Annotated in this window: 15 protein-coding genes and 1 pseudogene; 12 read left to right on the top strand and 4 right to left on the bottom strand. The window is 65.3% G+C overall.

Annotation, left to right across the window (positions count from 1 at the left end; translation table 11 throughout):
* Window positions 1-17: 17 nt before the first annotated feature.
* On the bottom strand, window positions 18-848 hold the full coding sequence (locus AC4EEO_RS17240) for an IclR family transcriptional regulator (RefSeq protein ID WP_491339355.1): 831 nt from the start codon (window positions 846-848) through the stop codon (window positions 18-20).
* A 151-nt stretch (window positions 849-999) separates the two neighbouring features.
* Between AC4EEO_RS17240 and AC4EEO_RS17235 the strand changes: the two genes are divergently transcribed.
* From AC4EEO_RS17235 to AC4EEO_RS17225, 3 genes are read left to right on the top strand one after another with little or no spacing between them, the layout of a single operon-like run.
* Complete coding sequence (locus AC4EEO_RS17235) at window positions 1,000-3,729, top strand: alpha-L-rhamnosidase (RefSeq protein ID WP_491339354.1); 2,730 nt, start codon at window positions 1,000-1,002, stop codon at window positions 3,727-3,729.
* The gene (locus tag AC4EEO_RS17230) at window positions 3,726-4,718 is read left to right on the top strand and encodes an alpha/beta hydrolase (protein WP_018763255.1); all 993 of its coding nucleotides are present in this window, start codon (window positions 3,726-3,728) and stop codon (window positions 4,716-4,718) included. The genes AC4EEO_RS17235 and AC4EEO_RS17230 overlap by 4 nt, the downstream gene beginning before the upstream one ends.
* Window positions 4,715-5,683, top strand: a complete 969-nt coding sequence (locus AC4EEO_RS17225) for an alpha/beta hydrolase (protein WP_491339353.1) — start codon at window positions 4,715-4,717, stop codon at window positions 5,681-5,683. The genes AC4EEO_RS17230 and AC4EEO_RS17225 overlap by 4 nt, the downstream gene beginning before the upstream one ends.
* A gap of 512 nt (window positions 5,684-6,195) precedes the next feature.
* Here the strand turns inward: AC4EEO_RS17225 and AC4EEO_RS17220 are convergent.
* Window positions 6,196-6,594 (bottom strand): annotated as a pseudogene (locus AC4EEO_RS17220) (recombinase family protein); the annotation flags it as partial.
* Window positions 6,595-7,138: 544 nt separating this feature from the next.
* Between AC4EEO_RS17220 and AC4EEO_RS17215 the strand changes: the two are divergent.
* Window positions 7,139-7,453, top strand: coding sequence for a PASTA domain-containing protein (locus AC4EEO_RS17215; RefSeq protein WP_491339352.1), 315 nt, complete (start codon window positions 7,139-7,141; stop codon window positions 7,451-7,453).
* Between the two features lie 22 nt (window positions 7,454-7,475).
* Here the strand turns inward: AC4EEO_RS17215 and AC4EEO_RS17210 are convergent, their stop codons facing one another.
* On the bottom strand, window positions 7,476-8,186 hold the full coding sequence (locus AC4EEO_RS17210; protein WP_491329147.1) for a DUF2625 family protein: 711 nt from the start codon (window positions 8,184-8,186) through the stop codon (window positions 7,476-7,478).
* A gap of 174 nt (window positions 8,187-8,360) precedes the next feature.
* Between AC4EEO_RS17210 and AC4EEO_RS17205 the strand changes: the two genes are divergently transcribed.
* The 4 genes from AC4EEO_RS17205 to AC4EEO_RS17190 all read left to right on the top strand — a co-directional run bounded on the left by AC4EEO_RS17205 (window position 8,361) and on the right by AC4EEO_RS17190 (window position 10,882).
* The gene (locus AC4EEO_RS17205) at window positions 8,361-8,696 is read left to right on the top strand and encodes a hypothetical protein (RefSeq protein WP_285246854.1); all 336 of its coding nucleotides are present in this window, start codon (window positions 8,361-8,363) and stop codon (window positions 8,694-8,696) included.
* A 124-nt stretch (window positions 8,697-8,820) separates the two neighbouring features.
* The gene (locus AC4EEO_RS17200) at window positions 8,821-9,189 is read left to right on the top strand and encodes a hypothetical protein (RefSeq protein WP_491329148.1); all 369 of its coding nucleotides are present in this window, start codon (window positions 8,821-8,823) and stop codon (window positions 9,187-9,189) included.
* Window positions 9,190-9,254: 65 nt separating this feature from the next.
* Window positions 9,255-9,827 carry a hypothetical protein gene (locus tag AC4EEO_RS17195; protein ID WP_491329149.1) on the top strand — a complete coding sequence of 191 codons (573 nt, stop codon included), beginning with the start codon at window positions 9,255-9,257 and terminating at the stop codon, window positions 9,825-9,827.
* Window positions 9,828-10,672: 845 nt separating this feature from the next.
* Window positions 10,673-10,882 carry a hypothetical protein gene (locus AC4EEO_RS17190; protein ID WP_133831239.1) on the top strand — a complete coding sequence of 70 codons (210 nt, stop codon included), beginning with the start codon at window positions 10,673-10,675 and terminating at the stop codon, window positions 10,880-10,882.
* A 686-nt stretch (window positions 10,883-11,568) separates the two neighbouring features.
* On the opposite strand, the gene AC4EEO_RS17185 is transcribed toward AC4EEO_RS17190, so the two are convergent.
* Window positions 11,569-12,036: a MarR family winged helix-turn-helix transcriptional regulator gene (locus AC4EEO_RS17185; RefSeq protein WP_133831446.1), complete on the bottom strand. Its 468-nt coding sequence runs from the start codon at window positions 12,034-12,036 to the stop codon at window positions 11,569-11,571.
* A gap of 131 nt (window positions 12,037-12,167) precedes the next feature.
* Between AC4EEO_RS17185 and AC4EEO_RS17180 the strand changes: the two genes are divergently transcribed.
* Genes AC4EEO_RS17180 through AC4EEO_RS17165 form a run of 4 tightly spaced genes read left to right on the top strand, consistent with a single transcriptional unit; the run spans window position 12,168 to window position 15,717 of the window.
* Window positions 12,168-13,109, top strand: coding sequence for an SDR family NAD(P)-dependent oxidoreductase (locus AC4EEO_RS17180; RefSeq protein WP_491339351.1), 942 nt, complete (start codon window positions 12,168-12,170; stop codon window positions 13,107-13,109).
* A 2-nt stretch (window positions 13,110-13,111) separates the two neighbouring features.
* Window positions 13,112-14,002: an amidohydrolase family protein gene (locus AC4EEO_RS17175; protein ID WP_491339350.1), complete on the top strand. Its 891-nt coding sequence runs from the start codon at window positions 13,112-13,114 to the stop codon at window positions 14,000-14,002.
* Between the two features lies 1 nt (window position 14,003).
* On the top strand, window positions 14,004-15,218 hold the full coding sequence (locus tag AC4EEO_RS17170) for an acyl-CoA dehydrogenase family protein (RefSeq protein WP_109863673.1): 1,215 nt from the start codon (window positions 14,004-14,006) through the stop codon (window positions 15,216-15,218).
* A gap of 43 nt (window positions 15,219-15,261) precedes the next feature.
* The gene (locus AC4EEO_RS17165) at window positions 15,262-15,717 is read left to right on the top strand and encodes a MaoC family dehydratase (protein ID WP_018763272.1); all 456 of its coding nucleotides are present in this window, start codon (window positions 15,262-15,264) and stop codon (window positions 15,715-15,717) included.
* Window positions 15,718-15,784 lie beyond the last annotated feature (67 nt).

The following is a 15,784-nucleotide window of genomic DNA, read 5'->3' as shown; positions in this document are numbered from 1 at the left end:
GGCGGCCGGTGCCGCCGCTACCCCTGGGAGTGCGTCCTGACGTCCGCGCTTGCCTGTGCTTGGTAGCCGAGGTTGCGGGACACCGCCCTGGCGGCGGCGCGGACCGCCGGGGCCAGGACGTTCGGCGGCGTGGAGCCGTCCGGAACCACGATGGACAGGGACGCCACCACGGCACCCTGGGCGTCGAAGATGGGCGATGCCACGGACACGGTCCGGGAGGGCAGGCTGCGGCGGATCATGGCGATGCCGGTCCGCCGCACATCGGACAAGGTCCGGCGCAGCTGGCCCTCGGGCATCTCGGATACGCCGGGTTCGATCTCCGGCGGCCGCTTCAGGATGGTTTCCTGGAACTGCTGGTCCGCTCCGGCCAGGAGCACCAGGCCGATGGCCGTGGACCGGAGCGGTGCCCGGCCGCCCACCCGGTACGCCACCTCGGTGGCGTCCTTCGCGGACAGCCGCTCGATCAGCACCGCCTGCTCGTTGTCCCGCACCGCCAGCAGGACGTGGTGCCGGGTGACCTCGAAGAGGTCCTCCAGGTAGGGGAGCGCGATCTCCCGCACCCCGTGCCCGCGCGGCGACAGCGACGCGACCTCCCACAGCCGGACCCCCACCACATAGCGGCCGTCGTCCAGCCGTTCCAATGCACCCCACGCCACCAGCCGGGCGATCAGCCGCAGCGCCGTGGGCGCCGGCATCTCCGCGTACCGGGCCAACTCGGACAGGGTCAGTGCCCGGCGCCGGTCCGAGAAGACGGCGAGCAGGCTCAGCGCGCGGTCAATGACCGGTTCGCCCTGTTTCGGTCGCTTGCCGCGGGCCGGCGGGGTATCCGTTTCCGGGGTGGCAGTCATGGCAGTGGTTCCTCGCGCCGTGGATCGTTGCGGTGGCCCGCAGTGAGCTGAACCACAATACTATTCCAACCATTGAAAGCACCCTGTGGGGGACCGGTGGCGGCACACGAAGCTGGAACTCCCAGCAACCGCACTCCAGGAGTCCCGCCGCATGACCGCCCCCACCCGGCTTCGGGCCGAACACCTCTCCGAGGCGATGGGCCTGACCATCCGCGAACCCCGGCTCAGCTGGACACCGCCCGCCGGAACCGTCCGCCAGGCCGCCTACCGGATCACCGCCGGCAACGGCTGGGATACCGGCAGGGTGGAGTCGGCTGAAAGCGGCGGCATCCCCTACTGCGGCCCCGCGCTGGATTCCCGCAGCCGGTTCGAGTGGCGGGTCCGCACCTGGAACATCGACCCCGCCGGCACCGAAACGGCCAGCGGCTGGTCCGAACCGATGTCCGTAGAGCTCGGCCTCCTGCACGCCTCCGACTGGACGGCGCAGTGGATCGGGCCCGGCGATGAGGACGTCCCCGCCCCCGGGGAGCGGCCCGGCTGGGCCCTCACAAAAACCTTCACCCTGCAGACCGCCCCGGAGCAGGCCCGCGCCTACGCCACTGCCCACGGCATCTACGAGCTCTTCATCAACGGCCGCCGCGTCGGAGACCAGCAGCTCACCCCCGGCTCCACCAGCTACAACACCACCCTCCAGGTCCAGGCCCACGACGTCACCGGTCTGCTCCGCGAAGGCGTCAACACCATCCGCGCCGTCCTCACCGACGGCTGGTACCGCGGCAGCTTCGGCTACACGCGCGACGCCGACACGTACGGCACGCACACGGCCCTCCTGGCGCAGCTCGAGCTGGAGTCCGGGGCGGGCAGTCAGGTCATCGGCACGGACGCGACGTGGCAGGTGACCGCTACGGAGATCACCAGCGCGGACCTCATGGCAGGCCAGCGCGTCGATTTTCGATCGGACGACGCCGGCCGCGCACCTGCCGGAGGCACGGCACCAGGGCCCCGTCCCGCCGTCGTCCGTCCCGGCAGTGTGGACGCACTGGCCGGACCCCTCGCCCCGCCCACCCGGGTCACCCGGGAACTCACCCCCGTTTCCATCACCCGCCTTCCAAGCGGCAACCAGGTGGTGGACTTCGGCCAGAACATCCACGGCTGGATCCGCCTCACCCAGCTGGGGGCGCCGGGCGAAATCGTCACGCTGGAATACGCCGAGGCGCTCGGCGGTGACGGCAACGTCACCCGGGACCACCTGCGCCCGCATGATTTCCGCTCACCTGGGGCGTTCCTCGACGCCGGCCAGGTGGACACGGTCATCTCCTCCGGCGCGCCCGGCGAGGTCTTCGAACCCCGCCACACCACCCATGGCTTCCAGTACGTGTCCGTGCAGGGCCTTCGCCGGGACCTGCATCCCGAGGACGTCACCGGCTGCCTGGTCCGGACGGACCTGGAACGCATCGGCACCTTCCGGTGCAGCGACGAGCGGCTGAACACGCTCCACGACATCGCGGAATGGAGCTTCCTGGGGAACTCCTGCGAAGTCCCTACCGATTGTCCCCAGCGCGAGAAAGCCGGCTGGACCGGAGACTGGCAGCTGTTCGTCCCCGCCGCCGCCTACCTGTACGACGTCACCGGGTTCTCCCGCAAGTGGCTGCGGGACGTCCGGGCGGACCAATGGGAGAACGGCGTCATCGCCAACATTTCACCGTCGGCCGGGCCCGCCGTCACCTCGGCCGACTTCATGGGCTTCACCAACGGCTCCGCCGGCTGGGGCGACGCAATCGTCATGGTGCCGTGGGAGATCTACCTGGCCACCGGTGACGCCTCGATCCTTGCCGAAAACTTTGACGCGATGAAGCGCTGGCACGGCTTCGTCCAGACCTCCGCCGAAACCCGGCGGCACCCCGCCAGGGCCGCCGCGCACCCCACCCCGGCACCGCACGAACAATACCTGTGGGACACGGGCTTCCATTTCGGCGAATGGATGGAACCGGACGGTCCCGAGCCGGACCTCTTCGCCGCCCGCAGCGCCGACAACGGCATCGTGGCCACCGCCTACTACCGCCACACCACGGACCTGATGGCACGCATCGCCAGCGTTTTGGGGCGCCACGACGAGGCGGCCGAGCTGGCAGAACTCTCGGGCCGGATCCGGGACGCCTGGGAAACGGAATACCTCGGACCGGACGGTCGCGTCACCCAACCGAGCCAGGCCAACTGCGTCCGCGCCCTGGCCTTCGGCCTGGTCGGCCCCGACCGCCGTGCCGGGGTCACCGCGCAGCTGGCGGAGCTGATCCGGGACGCCGGCACGCACCTGGGCACGGGCTTCCTGGCCACGCCCTACCTGCTCCCCGCCCTTGCCGACAACGGTGAACTGGACCTGGCCTACCAGCTGCTCATGCAGGACACGGAACCGTCCTGGCTGGCCATGGTGGACCGCGGCGCCACCACCGTGTGGGAGCTGTGGAACGGTATCGACGCCGCCGGCACCGCACACCAGTCCCTCAACCACTACAGCAAGGGGGCCGTGGTGACCTTCCTGCACCGGTATACGGCCGGGCTGCGCCAGGCACCGGGAAGCGCCGGCTGGGAACGGATCATCATCGAGCCACGCCCCGGCGCCGGACTGGCCTCCGCCTCCACCTCCCACCTGGGGCCGCGCGGCCTGATCCAGGTGGAGTGGGCCGTGGCGGAGGGGGCAGCGTCCCCGGGGAAACAGCACGACGCCGGGCTGACGCTCACTGCCACGATCCCCGCCGGCACCACCGCGGAGGTGCTGCTGCCCGGCGAACCGGCCGTCGTCGTCGGGCCGGGAATCCATACTTTCGTTGCCGCCACCGGTGGGGACGCTGCCAAACCCGAACTGATGAGGAGCACACTATGACAGTGGAAGACGCTACCGGCATACTCGACCCCGCCCGTCCTGACGTTTCCCGGCCGGGCGGCAGGGACGTTCCGGCGTTCCCCGTCTTTGACGCGCCCGGAACACCGGAGCAGGTCTCGGACGTGTCCGCAGTGCACCGGGAAATCACGTATGCCCGGGCCATCGGGTTCCGGCCGCTGAAGCTGGACATCTGGCTGCCGCGCCAGGCGTCCGGCCCCACACCGCTGGTGCTCTGGGTGCACGGTGGTGCGTTCCAGCTGGGCGACCGCCGGGAACTGCCGCCCACGTTCGCACCCAACTCGGTGTTCCGGCTGCTCAACGAGGCCGGCATTGCCTGTGCCACGGCTGACTACCGGCACTCCCTTGAGGCACCCTTCCCCGCCCAGCTCCACGACCTCAAAGCCGCCGTCCGGTACCTGCGCGAATTTGCCGCAGAGCTGAACGTCGACCCGGACCGGTTCGGCGCCTGGGGTGAATCTGCCGGCGGCCACCTGGTGGCCCTCCTTGGACTGACCGGCAACCACGGCGGCCTTGAAGGCGGACTTGGTGCGCAAGGGCACTCCAGTGGCGTCAGCGCCGTCGTCGACTTTTACGGTGTTTCCTCGCTGGTGGACATCCCTCCCATGTCCATGCCTGAGGGCCTTTTTCCCGCTGCCCTGACCGCGGCGGTGCCGCCGGGCATGTCCCTGCAGCCTGAGTACATGCTGGTGGGCGGCTCGGATGATCCGGAGCTGCTGGCTGCGGCCAGCCCGGTCAGCTACGTGGACGCCGGCGCCGCACCGTTCCTCCTGGTCCACGGTGACTCCGACGGGCTGGTGCCGCATTCGCAGACCGACCTGCTGGCCGCCGCGCTCGCCGAGGCGGGGGTGGAGCATGAGGTGGTGACCATCGAGGGCGCCGACCACTGCTTCTTCGGCGCGGAGGACAGGATGGCGGACATCCTCGACTCTGCCGTCCGCTACTTCTCCAGGAAGCTGGGCACGCCATGACACCACGGACAGAGCCGACGGCGGTTGCCGCGGAGGCTCCCACGGCCGGCGGCCCGGGGGGAACCGCCGACGGTTTCGCCGAATACCTTGCCAGCCCTGAAGGCCCGCGGTTTCTGAATCCCGACGCCGTCCGGACGCCTGGCCCCGACGTCCCCATCCACACGGTCACTGCGGACGGGCGGCACGGGCCGGTGTCGCTCCGGATCTACGGCGAAGCATCCGGAACCGGCAGCCCGGCCCTGGTGTGGCTGCACGGCGGCGGCTTCGTCAGCGGCAGCGTGGACATTCCCGAATCTGATTACCTGGCCCGGGTGCTTGCGGACCGGGGGACGCCGGTGCTGTCCGTTGACTACCGGCTGGCACGGGACGGGGTCTCCTACCCCATTCCGCATGACGATGCCCTGACCGGATGGTTCTGGGCGCGGAAGAACGCCGCGGCCCTGGGGCTGGATCCGGACCTGCTCTGTTTGGGCGGTGCCGGTGCCGGCGGCAACCTTGCCGTGGGCGCCGCGCTCTACCTGATTGACGCGGGCAAGCCGCTGCCGGCCAAGCTCCTGCTGGCCTACCCCTTCCTGCATGCCGAACTCCCGCCGCCGGCCGGCGGCCTGGACGAGGCGGTCATGGCCGGCCTGCCCCGGCATTTACGGTTCACCCTGGAGGACTGCATCCGCACGGCGGAGAACTACGTGGGCGGACCTGTCAGCATGGCGCCGTCCTATGCGATGCCCGGGTATGCCGATCCTGCCGGCCTTCCGCCCACAGCGCTCCTGGCCTGCGAATACGACGACGCCCGCGGCTCGACCGAGCTTTTTGCTTCCTCGTTGGAGCGGGCCGGGGTTCCGGTGTCTTCCTTCCTGGCCCGGGGTGCCGTCCACGGCCACCTCAACCACACGGCGGGGCTTCCCGAGGGGCAGCCCGCCCTGGACTTCCTGGCCCGGGAACTGGCGGCGGTTCGGGCGGCATAGGCGGTGAGGTCCTACGCCCTGACCCGGAAATTCGCGGGTGAGGAGTTCCGGCGGCAGGCCGGGGTCCTCCCAGGGGAACGCCCGCCTCGCGTCAATGACCCCGGTCCGCAGCCAGAAGGCCTCTTCGCCGCTGAGCTGGTGCGGGTCCAGGGGGCCGGGCCGTAGGTATCGACGTATGGCGTGTACTGCCGGCGGACGTCGTCAGGATCCCACGCCTCAAGCAGCGGCCGGCCGCGCAGAGCGGCGGACCCAGATCTAAAGATGGGTGGCGACTGCCAGAGCGTAGGGCGACGCCAACTATGCCGGCTTCGAAAAAGTGACGATCCGTCTCGATGGCTGGCAATCAAAGTGGCTTTCATTTTCCGAAGTCGTCTGCACACGCTGCCCCGAAAGTACGGGACGCGTGCAGACGGGTATGGAAATCGGAGTGTTCAAAGTCCCCTGTTTTGGTCGAGAGTCTTCTGCACGAAAGCTCCAAGGCCGTGCCCTCACTGCCGGGAAGCGATCACGTTCGCCACCGCCATGCCTTCGCGGGTCCGGGCGCGAATAAGGTCGGATTCAAATTCCGCGACCATGCCAGGGACGTTGAACAGCAGCTTTCCAACCGGGTCATGGGGATCGTAGATGCTGCCTCCGATGTTGAGGATTACGCCCTTGCGTGTGAGTTCGTCGGCAATATCCCTTGCGTCCGGCAGGGACCTTGCCAACCGGTCAAGTTTGGTGACAACGAAGGTGTCGCCGTTGCGGCACGCCGCCAGGTTCTTTTTCAGGCCGGGCCGGTCACGCTTAGTGCCGGCAAATCCGTGGTCGACGTGGACCATGTCGTCGTCGGCTCCCAGGCCGTGGAGGGCATGACGCTGGGCGGTGAGGTCCTGGTTGCTGGTCGAGCAGCGGGCATTACCGATGAGCATGATTGGGCTGTAGCGTATAAGGCCCCTTCACCGGGCATTAATTCGGGCGGGGTATACGAGAATCCGAACTTGGCGGATGCACGCGGATTTGGAACGAGTCGATGGGCAGCGCCGGCACGTCCGGGGGACGACCGGCTTACGGACACCCGTCGCCTGTCAGCCAGGGGGCGTCAAGTATAGGAATACATGCATTCCCGGTCGCGGGCCGTATCAATACTCCTAAGTCTGGGTATCGCCAGCTGCACGGTGCGCGAACGCCGCGCACTTCCGGAATTTCGGGTTTAGGACGATTATGGTGAAAGCATATGGAGAGAGAGGATCAGAGAATTATGTACTGGCCACTAATTCCTTCCGTCCTCGGATTTGCTATTTTAGGCTTTTGCTTCTTTTATGTCAGACGCAATAGACCCGAAGGTGATGGAAGCCCGTTCCTGGGACGCCGAACCATAATGGTGCTAACAATCGCCTCTTTGGGTCTTTTCATCTACGCGCTCGTGGGTGCTCTCACAACAGCATCCTCCTAACCCGCCGTGGAGTTGCAGAGATGGATGAACGTCAGAAGCTGACTGTTCCAGATCTCGTTGGGCAGCCTGTGCACATTGCCCAGGAGATGGCGGCGAGCATTGGCTTTGGTCTTGCCGCTGGCGACCCTGACGGGCCAGGGCTGCGTTCGCGTACGTGGCCAGGGCTGTTCTGGGTGACCTCCCAAGATCCGCCCGCTGGGTCCGTCCTTGAGCGGGGGAGCCAAGTCAGGATTACTTTCGTTCAAGACGGTCAAGCCCGAAGCGACGTGCCGGAGCAGCCGGATGGGCCGATCCCCTCACTTACGAGTCGGGCGGAGGACAACAAGAACGAGTGAGCGATGTCCGGTCAGGGATCCCTCACCGAACGCCAGGCGGAGGTCCTCCATTCTGATTCGCGCTGAGGCTGTTGGCCATGTGTTCATTTAAATAGAGCAGTTCATGGAAGGGAACGGTTTTTCTTGCCGCCGTTGCGATGTTCTGGCCCTCCTTCGTGAAGAGGAACGGGTAGACGCTTATGCCTTCGTCGAGGGACAGCGCTGCGACCTCTTCTTCCCATCCCGGCCATCTCAGTTCGCGGTAGAACTCCGTTGTTCCGCCCCCTACGAGCCATTCGACGAATGCCGTGTGGCCGGCTCCGAGGGGCGTCCACTCCAGAGTGTCCGGACCCCAGTAGCAGACTTCACCGGGCTCGGCACGAAGATCATCGTGATTGATAGCGAAAATGCCACCCAGGACGTCGTAAGCAATGACGAGATGCCTTGGGGGCACTGCACGAGGATCGGGATCACCTAAAGCGTTTACTGTAGCGATGTCCTCGATTCCATTGGCGCCAGCGCCGAGAATGCGGACCCATCCGTGGTCGATGACGATAGCCGCGCAGTTCGACGCAATTGCTCCCAGCGTCGACGCGGCTGTCACCTGCAGGCGGAAGAGAACGTTCCTTTTGGACGCGTCGTCCGCTGACAACACTTTGAAGTCGACCACCGCGCCAGCCAAGAGCTCCACCAGCCACGGCCACGCGGGAGAATCGACGCCAAGAAGCTCGTCAGCAGATCGTGTTGGAGTCATAATCAGATCCTGTCATAGGTCCGATTGCCCAGTTGCCGCGACTCCAGGAACGCAATGCCACCCGGACTTTCCGGCGGCGCCGATCCCTTCAGTGTCCGCTGAGGGATCCTTCACCGGACACTTAGCGCCCATCAAGCAATATCGCACTCATTCCTCAGTGCCTAGAATGCAACCATGTTCACGTCCAACTTGACCATCGTCCGTAAGAGCGGCATGGATCTCACGGTCCAGACCTTGGAGACCACAGAGACCCATCTCCTCATTCGCCTCCGATCAGAGGCCCGAATTCCATCCAGCCATAGGGCAGCAACAACTTTGGCAGCGGTGCATGAGCGATTTACGCTCACAGATGGACACGGCACGGCGCTAATGACCGCGCAAAGCAACTCGCTTTCAGACGGCCCCTTCGGAGGAATCCTCTACCTGGCCTTCCCGTCAGATGGCCAGTTCGATCTAGGCACTCCACTGACCCTCAAATCCGAGAACGCCGAAGTGACCTTTCAACTCTGACGCAAACGGCGCGATTGAGGATCCAGTACCGGAGGCCGTGAGGAAAATGTGACCAGCCCTAGCATTGTCACGCTCTTTCCCACGGCATACTCTTTGAGCCTGATCGGGAATTGGGGGCGGTCGCATGGCCGAAAAAATCAGACGCTCATCATTGGCCCTTGCGCTATCGGCCGTCCTGGTTGCGTGCGCTGTTCCTGCCGCGCCGATGACCAAAGCCTCCCCGGAAACACTGACCCCCGCTGCTTCGGGCATGCCAAGCCGGCTTTATACCCACTGCGGAATCAAGGAATTGCGCGTGGAGGACACATTCTTCGTTGCCGAAACACCATTGGACGACGGTCAGGGCAATCCACCTCCGGGATGGGGAAACCCCTATCAGGACGGCGCCGTGACCGTGTCCGGTTCAAAGGCTATATTCCGGGACGACAATGGCCACATCGTCACCTTCCTTGCTCGTCCCGGTGCCACAGGCTTTCTCAACATCTGCTCCTGACCGTCGATACGCCGCCCGATAAGGGATCCACTTACGGCACAAGCAGCCGACGCTAGGCTGAGGTTGTGATCGAGTCAGCCGCCTTTGCCATACGCGCCGTTGGCCACGCCGTGGATTTCGTTGTCGAGCCGTTCCCTCCTTTAGACCCTATAGCGGCGCTGCAAGCTGCCAGACGGGGCCAAGAACCGGAAGCCCTTCGAGTGCCTCTAGTGTTCACCGGAGTGCATTCGGGACCAGTCGAATTGGCGATCGAGGTTTTGCAAGAACGTCCGGAAGCCGCGGCTCCTGTGTGGGAAGACGTCCACGAAGTGTCCCTAACGCTGCCGGAAGGGCGGGCCTACTTCAATACCCCCACGGATTGGGAAATGAAGGACATTGGCAACGTAACCGGTGACGAAAAGGGCAGCTACCGTGCAAGGGTCCACAGTACCGGCCGCGATGCAGCTTTTGACCTCGTTGTGGACGCCCCGACCGAGCAGCACCTGGTCCAGGTCTGGAAAGAATCAGCATCCCCGCCAATTACTATTTCGTCCCGGTCAGAACATGGCAAAAGCATTCCGGAGTTCATCAGGTCGTGGCAGACATCCGAAACCGCGACGTCGTCAACAGAACCAGGGCCTATTGACCTTCCCCGATAGGTGATCCCCCCAGGGTGCACGGTAAAGGATCCTCAATCGAACGCATTGCAGCCTGTTGAGATTAGAAGCCCCCTCGCTCACTCGAGATCTTCACAGAGGAATACTCAGATGCCATTCTGATGGCGAGTAGCTTCTATAGACGATGCATAAATTGGGGGAACATCATGCCAGGCAATAAGTCGAAGTTCACAAAACAATCAGGTTCGCACGGGCTTGCTTTCCCTGTCCTCGCGTTGATCGCGGTTGCGGTTTCCCCGTTGCTCTGTGGGTGCTCAGCGTCCGCTCCCCAAGCGAGCCCCGAGACCTCGACGCCGCCCCTGATGGCCAGTCAGGCCGCAATAGCGCCTAGCTCCATCCCCACCACGACCTACAGCCGGGACAAGACAGCTGACTTCAAAACAGCTAAAAAGGACGCACCATGGTTGAACACGATCAAGTCAGTGGCAGAAACTGAGCCGGGCAGGATTCGCGTCGAAACCAACTTCGTGGACCCTCACGGTGCCACCGGTAGTGAGGAGGCGAAGAGCGCGATGGCTATCTGCGAGTCGGTCGTAACGCTTTTCGGCCCAAGATATGTCTCGGTATTGGAGGATGACGGCACAACCTTCGTCCTGTTTGGACACCCTTCAGTACCTAGCGGAGCTTGCGCTGAGGTCTGACAAGGGGTGCCCGTTGAAGGATCCCCTTACGGACGTCTGCGCGACGAGATGGTGCTTTTGATGATTAGGGACGGCGCCGGTAAATTGACTTGCGTTCGCTGGCCCCGTGGGTAGGCTCGCGGCATATCACGAGGTCGGTCTGACTAAGCAAAGCTCGGTCCGGGCTCAGCACCGAGGGGGAACTCAATGAGCAGTCCCGCATTGCCAGTACTAATTGCCGGAGTATTTTTCCTCATCTGGGCGGCAATCTTTCTCATGTGGGTCCCCGCTGACATGCTCCGTCTGGCCACTGGCATTATCTTCGTGCCAATCGGCCTGGCACTGATCGTCAAGTACTTCATCGGCCGCCGACCCGCGAAACGCGAGCACAAGATGACCCCGGCCGATGACCACTAGGACCCGAGCGCTCCGTAGCTTGGCCGTCTACGCGGCCGGGTTCTTGCCGTTCGCTCTTTTTTGGCGTTCCATCGGCTTCGTGCCGTCCGTGCTAATCGGCGTCATTGCCATGTTGGTGGTCGCTTTTATGTTTCGCCGGCACGATCAAAAATCCCGCGCAGCCCGCGAGCTCGACCACTCCACCGAACGGGGAAAATGATGGCCGCCGGACGATGGGCATTTCTCATGCTTGCCGTAGTGCTCCTGCTCGTCTCCGCAACACTTGCCCTGCAGGGATCTGCGGGCCTGTGGTTCACCGCAGTGGCCATGGGAATCGCGATTTTATCTACCCTGCGCTCAGGACTCAAGGAACGTCGCCAAAACCAAAGCGACTCGGCGTCAGAAAGGTAGGGCAGGGGCTGTGTGAGTTCCCGTGGGCAGTCAGGACCCGCGGGTCGAGATCGAGGCCAGATCTGGGGGCCTCGGGTGCTCAGCCACCCCGACAAACGTCCGTTAGACGATGCTTCAGCGGACGCTCGGATGACGTGTAGTGCAGAGGCCGTGACTAGGCGCATCTGCCGTGGGGACCCGGCGTTTGACGGGAGGCGTCAGGGGATTCTGGGTCGTCCGAAACCTCTGTCGAAGAAACTTCGGGGTCGTGGTAGCCACAGCGGGACGGTGAGAATTACAGAAATCCAGCCGGACGCCTACTCCGCCGCGCCCCACAGGGCCTTGCGCAAAAGCCGCTTCAGTTCCTGGGACTCACCGTCGGTCAGTCCGGCCAGCTGGTGAAGTTCCGCGGCGTCCAGGGCTGCCCGGGCCTTGGTATGCATCCTGCGGCCCTCGGCCGTGGAGACGATGATCTTGGCGCGCCGGTCCTGCTTCCCCTGCGCCCTTTCCACCAGCCCGCGGCGCTCCAGGTCGTCCACCAAGGTGACCACCTGGCTCGGGTCCAGGCTGAGGAAGTCCGCCAGTTCCCGCTGCGTGGGCTCCAGCCCGCTGCACGCCAGCGTCAGGACCGAGAAGGATCGCTCCCGCAGGCCAAAGTCAGCCAGGGCCTTGTTGTTCAGCACCGAGCCGGCGGCGTGCAGTTTGGCCAGCAGCAGGCCCACATCACTGCCGATCCTCGCTGCCGCAAGGCGGGGGGTCTGAACTTCGGTGCCCAAGGTGGCCATCACAACTCCGGTGTAAAAAACAATCGTTGACTTTTTCAATGATCCGTAATTTCATTGATCCCAACAAGGATCTCACACCGCAGTGGGACCACCCCAACGGCTTCGGCCGGCGCATGCGAAGGAGCAGGCCAATGAGCTTGAACGGCAAGGTTGCAATCGTCACCGGCAGCGGGCAGGGCCTTGGCCTTGCCTACGCACGGGAACTGGCCCGCCAGGGCGCCGCCGTCGTCATCAACGACGTGAACGCCGAGACTGCCGCCCGGGCTGTGGCGCAGATCGAGGCCGACGGCGGCCGGGCCGCCGCGGTGGTGGTTCCGGTAGGGACGACGGACGCCGCCAAGGCGCTGGTGGCCGGAGCCGTCGACACGTTCGGACGGCTCGATATCCTGGTCACCAACGCCGGAATCCTGCGGGACAAGTCCCTGCTGAAGATGACGGACGAGGACTTCGACGTGGTCATCAACGTCCACCTCAAGGGCACCTTCACCTGCGTCCGGGAGGCCTTCGCGCACTTCAAGGAAAACAATGTGCAGGGCCGCATCATCACCATCGGGTCGCCCACCGGGCAGCGCGGCAACTTCGGCCAGACCAACTATGCGGCGGCGAAGGCCGGGATCGTGGGCATGGTCCGCACCTGGGCGCTGGAAATGAAGAAGGCCGGCGTCACGGTCAACAGCGTCATTCCCGTGGCAGCCACCGCCATGACCAAGACCGTCCCTTACTTCCAGAAGGCGGTGGAGGCGGACGAGCGCGGCGAGGCCATGCCGTCCTTCTTCCGCCATGACCTGGGCTTTGGAACGGCCGACGACGTCTCCGGACTGGTTGCCTTCCTCGCCTCCGACGAGGCAGCCACCATCACAGGCCAGGCCATCGGAGCCGGCGGTGACCGGCTGCAGGTCTGGACCCACCCGGAAGCGGCCACCACCGAGTACCGTGAGGGCGGCTGGAGCTATGAGGCGCTGCAGGAAGACGCCGGCCAGCTGTTCACCCCGGAAACGCTGCAGAGCTACGGCGAGGAATTCCTCCCGCTCCCGGAGGACCTGAAGCCCGCCCAGCCCGCCGAGGCCCGCTGACCATGGCCGACCGCTACGAAGTGGCCATCGACCCGGCGAAGCTCGACGCCATCGACATGCACGTCCACCTCGAGGTGGACAGCTGCGGCCACGGCTCCCTGCCCGAGGAACTGACCGAGGCCTCCGCCAAATACTTCAAGGCCGAGGACCGCACCCCCTCCCTGGACCGCATCGCCGAGGTGTACCGCGAACTGAACATGGCCGCCGTCGTCTTCACCGTGGACGCCCGCACCCAGCTCAAGCACGAACCCAACAGCATCCCGGAGCTCATCGCCGGCGCCGCCCGGAACAACGACGTCCTGATCCCGTTCGGCAGCGTCGATCCACGCACCGGCGAAGACGCCATCGCCGGAGCAAAGCACCAGGCCGTTGAACTCGGCGCCCGCGGCTTCAAGTTCCACCCGTCCCTGCAGGGTTTCGACCCGTCCAGCGAACGCTTCTACCCGCTGTGGGAGACCCTCCAGGAACTCGGGCTGCCGGCCATCTTCCACACGGGCCAGAACGGCATGGGCGCGGGCCTGCCCGGCGGGTACGGCATCAAGCTCGCCTACTCCAACCCCCTGCTGCTGGACGCCGTGGCCGCGGACTTCCCGGGCCTGCAGATCATCATGGCCCACCCCTCAGTACCGTGGCAGGACGAGGCAAACTCCATCGCCACGCACAAGGCCAACGTCTTCATCGACCTCTCCGGCTGGTCGCCCAAGTACTTTCCGGAGTCCTTGGTGAAGGCTTCCAATTCCTACCTGCAGGACAAAGTGCTGTTCGGCACCGACTTCCCGCTGATCACCCCGCAGAAATGGCTCGGTGCCTTCGCGGGGCTGTCCCTGAAGGACGAGGTCCGGCCCAAGATCCTCAAGGACAACGCGGTGCGCCTCCTCGGGCTGGGTGGCTGAGATGGGCACCAGCAGCACGACGACGGCTGCGGGCGTGGGTGCCCGGCTCTACGAGGCAGCGGACTGGTACGACGCCGAGTGCCTGCTCACACAGGACGAGCGCCGGGTCCTGGCCCGGCTGCGGGAGTTCCTGGACCGGGAAGCAAAACCCCTGCTGGCTGAGTACTGGGAGCGCGGCGAATTTCCGGAGCAGCTCGCCCGGCCGCTGATCGACCTGGACCTGATGGAACCTGCGGAACTCACCAAAGACGGGCCCGCGCGCGGAATCTACCAGGGCTTCCGGATCTTCGAACTTGCCCGCACTGATGCCTCGCTGGCCACCTGGTACACCGCCCAGGCCGGCCTGTTCCGCACCGCCATCCGGGTGGGCGCCTCGGCGGAGCAGCAGCGCGAGTGGATGCCCCGGGTCATCGACTTCTCGCTCAAGGGCGTCTTCTCCCTGACCGAGCCCGAGCATGGATCGGACATCGCCGGCGGCCTCTCCACCACCGCACGCCGTGAAGGGGACGGCTGGATCCTTGACGGCGCCAAGCGCTGGATCGGCGGCGCCGCCACCGCGGACGTCCTGGCCGTCTTCGCCAGGGATGCAGCCGACGGGCAGGTCAAGGCCTTCCTCGTGGACCGGGAGGCCGACGGGGTCACGCTGGAGAAGATCCACGGGAAGACGGCCCTGCGGATGATGCAGAACGCCCACATCACGTTGGAAGGCGTCCGTGTTCACGAGTCCATGCGGCTGCACAACGTGGACTCGTTCAGGGACGTCGCGGCGATGCTCCGGGCCATGCGCTCGGACGTCGCCTGGATCGCCACCGGAATAGCCGCAGGTGCCTTCGAGGCAGCCCTTGCCTACGTCAACGAACGCCGTCAGTTCGGACGCACCCTGGGTTCCTTCCAGCTGGTCCAGGAGAAACTGGCCCGCATGCTGGGGAACGTCACGGCCAGCCTGTCCCTGGTGGTCAGGCTCACCGAGCAGCAGGCCAAAGGCATTTACCGCGACCAGGACTCGGCCCTGGCCAAGATGCAGACATCCCTGTTCATGCGCGACACCGTAGCGCTGGCCCGCGAAGTGGTGGGCGGAAACGGCATCACCCTCGCGGCCGACGTCGCGCGGTTCCACGCCGACGCCGAGGCCGTCTACTCCTACGAAGGCACCCACGAGATCAACGCCCTCATCATCGGCCGCGCCCTCACGGGCGAAAGCGCCTTCACCCGCTGAACCACTACTTCTTCACCCAACAAACAACTGCCAGGAGGCAACGATGCCCAATCTCGTCGTCGATTTCGACACCCTGCTCACCCTGTCCGGCAAGGACCTCGGCACCACCGACTACCGCCAGATCACCCAGGACCAGATCAACCAGTTCGCGGACGCCACCGACGACCAGCAGTGGATCCACACCGACCCCGAACGCGCCAAAGACGGCCCGTTCGGCGCCCCCATCGCGCACGGCTTCCTCACCCTGTCGCTGATCATCCCGTTCTGGGGAGAGCTGTTCGACGTCGACGGCGTCACCACCAAGGTCAACTACGGCCTGGACAAGGTCCGCTTCACCTCCCCGGTGAAGGTCGGCTCCAAGGTCCGCATGCAGGCCACCATCGCCGACGTCACCGAGGTCAAGGGCGGCGCCCAGATCAAGGTCAACGCCACCATCGAGATCGAAGGCCAGGAACGGCCCGCCGTCGTCGCCGAATTCCTGGCCCGCTTCTACAAGTAAGCCGCTTCAACCAGTAGCAGCCGATCCAAACCCAGGCTGCGCCCTCCGGCGCCGCCGCCTCAGGCAA

This window comes from Pseudarthrobacter sp. MOO13, assembly GCF_058267655.1.
This window is presented reverse-complemented; position numbering and strand designations above follow the sequence as displayed.

What these genes read in the sequence shown, in the direction of transcription:
- AC4EEO_RS17240 (WP_491339355.1), bottom strand. Translation starts at nt 848, where the DNA reads ATGACTGCCACCCCGGAAACGGATACCCCGCCGGCCCGCGGCAAGCGA.
- AC4EEO_RS17235 (WP_491339354.1), top strand. Translation starts at nt 1,000, where the DNA reads ATGACCGCCCCCACCCGGCTTCGGGCCGAACACCTCTCCGAGGCGATG.
- AC4EEO_RS17230 (WP_018763255.1), top strand. Translation starts at nt 3,726, where the DNA reads ATGACAGTGGAAGACGCTACCGGCATACTCGACCCCGCCCGTCCTGAC.
- AC4EEO_RS17225 (WP_491339353.1), top strand. Translation starts at nt 4,715, where the DNA reads ATGACACCACGGACAGAGCCGACGGCGGTTGCCGCGGAGGCTCCCACG.
- AC4EEO_RS17215 (WP_491339352.1), top strand. Translation starts at nt 7,139, where the DNA reads ATGGATGAACGTCAGAAGCTGACTGTTCCAGATCTCGTTGGGCAGCCT.
- AC4EEO_RS17210 (WP_491329147.1), bottom strand. Translation starts at nt 8,186, where the DNA reads ATGACTCCAACACGATCTGCTGACGAGCTTCTTGGCGTCGATTCTCCC.
- AC4EEO_RS17205 (WP_285246854.1), top strand. Translation starts at nt 8,361, where the DNA reads ATGTTCACGTCCAACTTGACCATCGTCCGTAAGAGCGGCATGGATCTC.
- AC4EEO_RS17200 (WP_491329148.1), top strand. Translation starts at nt 8,821, where the DNA reads ATGGCCGAAAAAATCAGACGCTCATCATTGGCCCTTGCGCTATCGGCC.
- AC4EEO_RS17190 (WP_133831239.1), top strand. Translation starts at nt 10,673, where the DNA reads ATGAGCAGTCCCGCATTGCCAGTACTAATTGCCGGAGTATTTTTCCTC.
- AC4EEO_RS17185 (WP_133831446.1), bottom strand. Translation starts at nt 12,036, where the DNA reads ATGGCCACCTTGGGCACCGAAGTTCAGACCCCCCGCCTTGCGGCAGCG.
- AC4EEO_RS17180 (WP_491339351.1), top strand. Translation starts at nt 12,168, where the DNA reads ATGAGCTTGAACGGCAAGGTTGCAATCGTCACCGGCAGCGGGCAGGGC.
- AC4EEO_RS17175 (WP_491339350.1), top strand. Translation starts at nt 13,112, where the DNA reads ATGGCCGACCGCTACGAAGTGGCCATCGACCCGGCGAAGCTCGACGCC.
- AC4EEO_RS17170 (WP_109863673.1), top strand. Translation starts at nt 14,004, where the DNA reads ATGGGCACCAGCAGCACGACGACGGCTGCGGGCGTGGGTGCCCGGCTC.
- AC4EEO_RS17165 (WP_018763272.1), top strand. Translation starts at nt 15,262, where the DNA reads ATGCCCAATCTCGTCGTCGATTTCGACACCCTGCTCACCCTGTCCGGC.